This window comes from Pseudoneobacillus rhizolycopersici (genome assembly GCF_054786815.1).
In genome coordinates this window covers 298,297-306,464 of the sequence record NZ_JBTOOE010000003.1, presented here as the reverse complement: position 1 = coordinate 306,464, position 8,168 = coordinate 298,297, and the positions used below count along the sequence as shown (strand labels likewise).

The 8,168-nt window shown below is 41.5% G+C and carries 7 protein-coding genes; 3 read left to right on the top strand and 4 right to left on the bottom strand.

Annotated features, from left to right (window positions below):
• Window positions 1-198 precede the first annotated feature (198 nt).
• Window positions 199-906: an MBL fold metallo-hydrolase gene (locus ACX9YW_RS05860; protein ID WP_460343252.1), complete on the top strand. Its 708-nt coding sequence runs from the start codon at window positions 199-201 to the stop codon at window positions 904-906.
• Between the two features lie 11 nt (window positions 907-917).
• Window positions 918-1,496: a TetR/AcrR family transcriptional regulator gene (locus tag ACX9YW_RS05855; RefSeq protein WP_460343210.1), complete on the top strand. Its 579-nt coding sequence runs from the start codon at window positions 918-920 to the stop codon at window positions 1,494-1,496.
• An 11-nt stretch (window positions 1,497-1,507) separates the two neighbouring features.
• Here the strand turns inward: ACX9YW_RS05855 and nagA are convergent, their stop codons facing one another.
• Entirely contained in the window at window positions 1,508-2,674 is a 1,167-nt protein-coding gene (gene nagA / locus ACX9YW_RS05850) for an N-acetylglucosamine-6-phosphate deacetylase (protein WP_460343207.1), read from the bottom strand.
• Between the two features lie 291 nt (window positions 2,675-2,965).
• Between nagA and ACX9YW_RS05845 the strand changes: the two genes are divergently transcribed.
• Window positions 2,966-4,234: an MFS transporter gene (locus ACX9YW_RS05845; RefSeq protein ID WP_460343204.1), complete on the top strand. Its 1,269-nt coding sequence runs from the start codon at window positions 2,966-2,968 to the stop codon at window positions 4,232-4,234.
• Window positions 4,235-4,316: 82 nt separating this feature from the next.
• On the opposite strand, the gene ACX9YW_RS05840 is transcribed toward ACX9YW_RS05845, so the two are convergent.
• The 3 genes from ACX9YW_RS05840 to ACX9YW_RS05830 all read right to left on the bottom strand — a co-directional run bounded on the left by ACX9YW_RS05840 (window position 4,317) and on the right by ACX9YW_RS05830 (window position 8,164).
• A complete protein-coding gene (locus ACX9YW_RS05840) occupies window positions 4,317-5,186 on the bottom strand; it encodes a proline iminopeptidase-family hydrolase (RefSeq protein ID WP_460343201.1) in 870 nt (289 codons plus the stop codon).
• A 132-nt stretch (window positions 5,187-5,318) separates the two neighbouring features.
• Window positions 5,319-6,743, bottom strand: coding sequence for a sigma-54 interaction domain-containing protein (locus ACX9YW_RS05835; protein WP_460343198.1), 1,425 nt, complete (start codon window positions 6,741-6,743; stop codon window positions 5,319-5,321).
• A 635-nt stretch (window positions 6,744-7,378) separates the two neighbouring features.
• Window positions 7,379-8,164, bottom strand: coding sequence for a 3-hydroxybutyrate dehydrogenase (locus tag ACX9YW_RS05830; RefSeq protein ID WP_460343195.1), 786 nt, complete (start codon window positions 8,162-8,164; stop codon window positions 7,379-7,381).
• Between the last annotated feature and the right edge of the window lie 4 nt (window positions 8,165-8,168).

Here is an 8,168-nt window from a genome sequence, read left to right as displayed (position 1 = left end):
TTCGTTTTGTCGTAGAAACCGGCTCTCTACGACACTTTCACCTTCTTTTTCGTTCGTTTTGTCGTAGAGACCGGCTCTCTATGATGAAACAATTCCACTCTGTCTAAAGGTTTACAATTTTTATAATAAAACAGTTGTCAAAACTAATATCATTAGTTAAAATAAAACTAATGATATTAGTTAAAGAGGGTGAACATGTTGAGATTAATTAATAATGGGTATTTGTATCAAGTGACTTTTATGGCTAACTTTTTTCCAGTGAATTGTTATTTGGTAGAGGAGGAGGATGGTTTAACTTTAATCGATGCCGCTCTTAATTTTGGTACCAAGGGAATATTAAAAGCTGCCGACTCCATTGGGAAGCCAATTACCAAAATGGTTTTAACACACGCACACGAGGATCATGTTGGTGCGTTGGATTTACTTAAAGAAAAACTTCCGCATGTCCCTGTTTATATCTCAATCCGCGATAACCGTTTAATGAATGGTGACCGTTCATTGGATCAGGATGAGGATCAAATCCCTATTAAGGGCGGAGTACCCAAAAAATTAAAAACACGGGCAACCATATTGCTAAATGACGGTGACCAAATCGGGTCGCTAACAGCTATTGCAACACCTGGCCATACACCTGGTTCAATGTCTTTTTGGGATTGTCGAACAAAAGCATTGATTGCTGGTGATGCTTTCCAAACTAGAGGCGGGATGGCAGTAGCGGGAGATGTAAAACCGTTATTTCCCTTCCCTGCCTTTGGTACATGGAGTAAAATAACCGCATTGAAAAGTGCGAAAAAATTAGCAGAGCTAGAACCTAGTCTTCTAGCAGTCGGCCATGGCGAAATGCTAGAAATTCCTGCAGCAGCAATGAAACAAGCTATCCATAACCTAGAGAAAAAACTAAGATAGGAGCATAAAAGATGTCACCTAGACCAAGAGTTGGACTTGAATTAACGACCATCCTTGAAGCGGCAACAGATTTAGCTAATCAATCTGGCATGCAAGAGGTTACTTTGGCAAACTTGGCAAAAAAACTAAACATCCGCCCACCATCCTTATACAACCATTTTGATGGTCTGCAAGGATTGCGGAAAGAGCTAGCTATTTATGGAATCGAAAAACTTTATGATGATCTGGCCATCGCTGCTATTGGAGTATCAGGCACGGAAGCCCTGCTCTCATTAAGCAAGGCCTACATTCATTTTGCACGAAAATTCCCTGGCCTTTATGAAGCCACCCTAATGGCACCCGACCCAGAGGATGTGGAGGTTCAAAAGGCAGGGGCCAAAATTATCCAATTAACCGTTCTGGTACTACAGTCCTTTCAGCTGGAAGGCGATATGGCTTTACATGCTGTTAGAGGTTTGCGCAGCATTTTGCATGGATTCGCTGCTCTCGAGCAAAGGGGCGGTTTTAAAATGGAATTAGACTTGGATGAAAGTGTAGAAATCGTGATTAAGGCGTTTATTAATGGGATGAAGGAATTAAAGGGCGAGTGAAGCATCTCGCCCTATTCTGTTCGGTAGCAAATTTGCCCTCGACAAATCGTCAATATCAATTTTCCAGAGTCATCAACAATGATAATATCCGCGTCCTTCCCCGGATGGATCGAGCCTTTTCGATCATAAACGCCAATCTGTTTTGCCGGGTTGACAGAAGTGATTTTAGTTAAAACGGAAATGTCGTTTTCGACCCATTTGGCAAAATGATTTCTTGCGTCCATCATTTTCAAAACACTGCCCGCAAGAGCCCCTTCATTATTGGTCACTTTACCGTCTGTTAAAATCACTTCTTGGCCACCAAGTTCATAGGTTCCATCTGCTAGCCCCTTTGCACGCATAGCATCCGTAATGAGTATGATGTTGTCAGCCTTTTTTAAACGGTACGTCAAATCGGCCATTTCTGGAGTGAGATGATAACCGTCTAGAATGAGCTCCACACAGACTTCATTTGACAGTAACGCAGCCCCAACCACACCTGGTTCCCGATGATGCAACCCCGACATGCCATTAAATAAGTGGGTTGCATGGGAAACACCATGACCAATTGCCTTGGTTATTTCTTCGTAAGTCCCATTGGAATGCCCAATTGAAATCGTCACACCCAATTCTTTCAGGTAGCTTAACAAAACAAAGTGCTCATCCAGTTCCGTAGCCATCGTTACTAATTTGATGGACTGACCGGAAAGTATATACCACCTTTTAAACTTCTCCACATTCGGGGACTGAATATGTTCCGCTACTTGCGCACCACTTTTTTTCGCATTGATAAAGGGTCCTTCCAAGTGAACCCCCAAAATTTCTGCACCATGTTGATTACTGTTTTTAAGATAGGACGAAACATGACTCAATGCGCGTTCAATCAAAATATCGGTTTGTGTCATGGTTGTGGCTAAAAAAGAAGTGGTGCCCTCCTTCGGCAAAATGGTACAAAGTTCAGACAGCGCCTTTTCTGAGGCATCCATCACATCATAACCGCCAGCCCCATGAATATGGACATCGATCATTCCAGGGAGAACCCAGCCTAATCCGCTACAATCGATAACCTCACAATCTTCTCTTAGATACTGATAATCTCCAACGGCCACTATTTTGCCGTCAGATATATAGATGGAAGTATGGTGGAGTTCTTCTTCACCTGTATAGATTTTTGCATCTTTTAATAGCAAATTTGACAATCGCTCACCTCCAGTGATTAAATCATTTACTGATATTTCACCTACATCTGTTCTTTTAAATTACAATTCTTTCCAAAAAACGTTAAGGATAATTGTGATGTCTATCTTTTTAATCATACTAGGTTACCCCTTTTCCTATGTTTAAGCCTAGCTTATCATTTTCAAGTAAAAATAGGCTCTTAAATTAACGGTTCCTATGGGCGTTAGGGATTCGATACTTCAAAGTTGTATATCCCCCTCCCTTGCGATATTTTAAGAATAATAGAAAAACGGGAAACAGGTGGTGGGAACATGAATCGTCGATTACATTATGCGTGGATTATTTTAGCAGTAGCTTTCCTTGGCGTTTTGGCTGCTCAAGGGATACGTTTCTCTTTTGGCGCCTTCATGGCATCATGGGAGGATTATTTTTCAACCAACAGAGGGACGATTTCGGCGATTTCCTTTATTAGTTTCATTGTGTTTGCCGTTTCACAGCCTTTGATTGGAAAGGTAATTGATACATTAGGCGTCCGGAAAATTTTTGTCGCTGGTACCTTTATTGTTGGAGCCGCAACGTTACTAAGTTACTTTGTCACGTCGGTGTGGCAGTTGTTTATTTTATACGGATTGGTTGCCTCTGTTGGATTTGGGGCTGCGTCTGGTGTCACCGCATCCGTTGTGGTAACGAAATGGTTTTCGCAAAAAAGAGGACTGGCTTTAGGCTTAGTGGAAGCAGGTTTTGGCGCTGGGCAGATGGTGATTGTGCCGAGCTCGATTTTATTAATCGATGCCTTTGGCTGGAAATGGACAGTTGTCATTTTAGGTTCGATTTTAATCGTCATTGTTTGTCCGATTCTTGCTTTACTTTTAAAATCTGAGCCATCCCAAGCGGGCCTAACAGCCTATGGAGCGGAAGTGGAAAATGCCGGAATTGAGACTACTAATGTAGTAGAACCAAACACATTGGCCAAACCAAAAATGGACCGACGATTTTGGTTTCTTCTTATTCCGTTCTTTGTCTGTGGTGTAACGACAACGGGATTAATGGATACACATCTTATTCCATTCGCTCAGTTTTGCGGATTTTCTCCAGGAGTCACTAGTACAGCTGTTAGTTCCTTAGCCGCTTTTAATATTTTAGGCACGCTTGTATCGGGTATTTTGGCAGACCGTTTGGATAATCGAAAAATCTTATCTTTTCTTTATTTCGCTCGGGCGGCTACCATTATTCTATTAATCTTGATGTCAAGTGATGTTGGCGTGATGAATGTGTTTCTAGAATACCCGGTTTTATTGATTGCCTTTTCCATATCATTTGGATTAGTCGATTTTGCCACCGTTGCACCAACAATCAAATTGCTTTCGGATTATTTTAACGGTCAGTCTATGGGGCTTCTAACGGGTTGGTTATTTATGAGTCATCAGCTCGGATCTGCGATTGGTTCTTATATTCCTGGGGTCTTGTTTGATGCGACAAGTAGTTACCAACTTTCGTTTATTATCGCTTTCGTATTACTCATTGTGGCAGGAATATTTAGTTCTCTTCTGCCAAAAAATCTCGATGGGAACTCATTCTAATAAAATCATTGTGCTTAGAAACTTGTAACAAAACAAGGGCACCACCTTTTGAGTGGTGCCTTTCTTTCTTTACATATTTTTGTTATTGTCGATTTAAAAAGTCCCTTACTGTTTCTGAGAATAACTGCGGGGCTTCCACATAGGTCATATGTGAACATTCTTCCAATACTTTAAACTCGGCTCCAGATACTAGACTGGAATAGTATTGCGTTGTTTCCGGAGCCGCCTCATCGAAACGTCCGCACATAAAGAGACTTGGAATTTCCAGCTCATGCAAGCGGTTCGTTATGTCATAATCTCTTAGAGTACCAGTGACAGTGAATTCTGATGCTCCCCACATTTGCCCATATATTTCTGGATTCATTTGTTCCAGAGCTTCCATTAAATCTTGCGACCACGGAAGCTTACGGCATACATGTCTTTCATAAAAAGCAATCATAGCATTTTGGTAGGCTTCTGAATTTGTTGTATTCGCTTTTTCACAAACCTCTATTGTATCCTGAACCTCTTTTGGTAGATCTTTAAGATATTCTCTTTGATCCCTTTCCCACCTGATTGCGCTCAGTGCGGGGCTGGAAAATATGACACTCTTAATTCCCTTAGGCTGCTTGGTGAGCACGTATGAGGCTGCAAGCATCGTTCCCCAAGAATGGCCAAGTATATGCACCTCTTCTAGCTCAAGTGCCAATCTAACTTGCTCTAACTCTTCGACATATCGCTCAACTGTCCATAGGGTAGAGTCGTTGGAACGGTCTGAACGGCCGCATCCTAATTGATCATAATAAATGATCGGCCTTTCATCCCCTAGTGATACAAGAGGATCACTATCCATCGTCATTCCACCCGGTCCGCCATGCAAAACTAATAGTGGCACACCTTGACCATCCCCAACCTTACGATACCAGACCTTTCCTCCCGTCACCTCAATAAACCCTTCTATCACGTGCCCCATTTTTTTCCCCCCATAAATGGAATATGACCAAAGAACCATTATTTATTATATTATTGGTTCTTTCATTTAGAACTGTGCAGGAATAGCACCGAGGGATTGGCTATTACAGTGGTGTCGCCCACCACTGTTCTTCTATATGTCATATTGCTTACATTTTTCGTAAAATTTGGTTTTCCCTATATGCAGGAGCTTGGCTGCCTGTTGTTTGTTGCCATTTGTAGAGGCAAGAGCTTGAAGGATAGCTTGTTTTTCGGCAATGGCGAGGGTCTCCTTTAATGGTAAAATCCGTGCCATTTCGTCCATTTTTTCCTTATTGGCTTCCACTATCATGGATTCGCTTTCAGGATAATAGAGATCCTCCTGATCTCGAAGATAGAGAGGGAGATGGCTGATTTCGATTATTTTTCCATCAAGGACATTAATGGCCCGTTCCAAAACATTTTCTAATTCACGGATATTACCTGGCCAAGAGTGCTGCTCCAGTCTTTTAATCACCTGTTGGGATAGCTCGATCCCTTTTCGGTAAAACCTTTTTTCTAGTTTTTTCAAAAGGCCGCTGGCAATGAGGCCAATGTCCTCTCTTCGCTTTCTAAGTGGTGGAATTTCAATTTTAATCACATTTAACCGATAGTATAAATCTTTGCGAAATTCCCCCTCCTCCACCATCTTTTCTAAATCTCGATGGGTCGCGGCTATTACTCTTACATCGATCGAAATGGATTTTTGTCCCCCGACCCGTTGAATTTCTTTTTCCTGTAGAACTCGGAGTAGCTTGCTTTGCATCGATAGTGGCATGTCCCCAATTTCATCTAGAAAAATAGTTCCATAATTCGCAAGTTGAAATTGACCCTTCTTCCCACCTTTTTTCGCCCCGGTAAAAGATCCATCTTCATAGCCGAATAACTCTGATTCAAGCAAATTCTCGGGGATGGAGGCACAATTAATCGGCACAAACGGGAATGATGCTCGGGGACTGTTGTCATGGATGGCATGGGCAAATAATTCTTTCCCCGTACCAGATTCCCCAAGGAGGAGCACCGCTGATTGGCTGCCTGAAATTCTTTCGGCTAGCAATTTCGCATTTTGAAACACTGGACTATTTCCAATTAAATCTTGGAAACGATACTTACTTTTCAAATCCTTTTCATATTTGGCTTGATAAAATTTTAGTTCCTCCAACAGAGGCTGGATTTTTTCTTTATAACTCCACCATTCCTCGGGATTACGAAACAGAACCGCTCCAAAGGCACCTACTAGCTCCCCATCAATGATCAATGGATATCGATCAGCGATCATTTCACTGCCATTGATCGATTGAATGGAGTCAATCTCGGCTTGCCCTGTTTTTGCGACAATGTGCATTCTTGTATTTTCAATCACTTCTGTCACATGCCTACCTAGAGCTTCCTCTCTCGTAATACCAAGGAAGTCACAATAACCAGAGTTGATATGACAAATGATTCCTTTACGATTCACAATTACCAGTTGATCAATGGAAAGGTTCACGATTTCCTGCAGCCATTTATATGGGATTTCATTTTTGGTAGTATTGATCATCCTACTCACCTTTACGACTATAGTTACTTTTATTATATCAAAAAAAATTCGAGGACGGTCTCCTACCCCTTCCAAAAGAAAGCAGGAGAACCGTCCTAGACTAATGAAAAATCGGCGGTCTATATATCATAATGACCGCACATTATAGTAGAAATAGTAAAGTGAACCCGGCTTTATACCAAATTGGGCGAAAAATTTGCTTAAAATGGTAGAGAACCCCTCTCTATACCAAAACAACCGAAAATTATACTAGAAATGGTATAGAGAACCCCTCTCTATACCAAAACAACCGAAAAGTTTGCTAAAAATGGTATAGAGAACCCGGCTCTATACCAAAACAACCTAAAAATTTGCTAGAAATGGTATAGAGAAACCCTCTCTATACCAAAACAACCAATAAATATACTAGAAATGGTATAGAGAACCCCTCTCTATACCAAAACAACCGATAAATTTGCTAGAAATGGTAGAGAACCCCCTCTCTATACCAAAACAACCGAAAATTATACTAGAAATGGTATAGAGAACCTGGCTCTATACCATACTGGACGAAGAGTACGCTGGAATCGGTATAGATAGGCGCTTAATAAACCATTTTACTGACTTTTTTAGTGAGCGTGCTCCGCCCCACTGCTTTATTGAACGGTATACCCACCATCCAAAACAACTGCCTGCCCTGTGACACCTCTTGCTTTTTCACTTGCTAGAAAAACAGCATAGTCCGCTATTTCCGAAACATCTAGCAATCTTCTTTGTGGTACAAGTGGATATATCACCTCTTCTAAAACACTTTCCAACTGAACATTTCTGGTTGTGGCCAAATCCTTCAGCTGATTTCTCACGAGTGGAGTATCCACATAGCCTGGGCATAAAGCATTGACCGTGATTCCGTGTGCTGCCCCTTCTAAAGCGGCTACTTTTGTTAATCCAATTACCCCGTGTTTCGCACTATTATAAGCTGCTTTTCCGGCGAATCCAACCAGCCCATTAATCGACGCCATATTAATCACTCGCCCGAATCCTTGCTTTTTCATGATTGGAAAAACATGCTTGATACCAACAAATGGAGCCGTTAGCATCACTTTTACCAATAATTCGAATTTCTCTGTTGGAAATTCTTCTAGGTTGGAAACATGTTGTATTCCAGCGTTATTAACTAAAATATCCACTGCTCCAAAGCTTTCATAAGCTAGCTCGATACTGCTTTTAAAAGCTGCCTCATCTGTTACATCACAAGGTGCAGCAAGAGCTTCGTATCCCTCTTCCTTTAATTGCGCTGCCACTTGTTCTGTTTTTTCTTTATTCATATCTGAAATCACCACTTTCGCACCTTCTCGTGCAAAAGTGGTGGCGATTTCTAAACCAATCCCACTGGCGGAACCGGTAATAAAGGCCGTTTTTCCTTCAAGGAGTTTCCCCATTTTT

Excerpts from the sequence above, each read along its gene's own strand:
- ACX9YW_RS05845 (WP_460343204.1), top strand. The coding sequence starts at position 2,966 with ATGAATCGTCGATTACATTATGCGTGGATTATTTTAGCAGTAGCTTTC.
- ACX9YW_RS05830 (WP_460343195.1), bottom strand. The coding sequence starts at position 8,164 with ATGGGGAAACTCCTTGAAGGAAAAACGGCCTTTATTACCGGTTCCGCC.
- ACX9YW_RS05855 (WP_460343210.1), top strand. The coding sequence starts at position 918 with ATGTCACCTAGACCAAGAGTTGGACTTGAATTAACGACCATCCTTGAA.
- ACX9YW_RS05840 (WP_460343201.1), bottom strand. The coding sequence starts at position 5,186 with ATGGGGCACGTGATAGAAGGGTTTATTGAGGTGACGGGAGGAAAGGTC.
- ACX9YW_RS05835 (WP_460343198.1), bottom strand. The coding sequence starts at position 6,743 with ATGATCAATACTACCAAAAATGAAATCCCATATAAATGGCTGCAGGAA.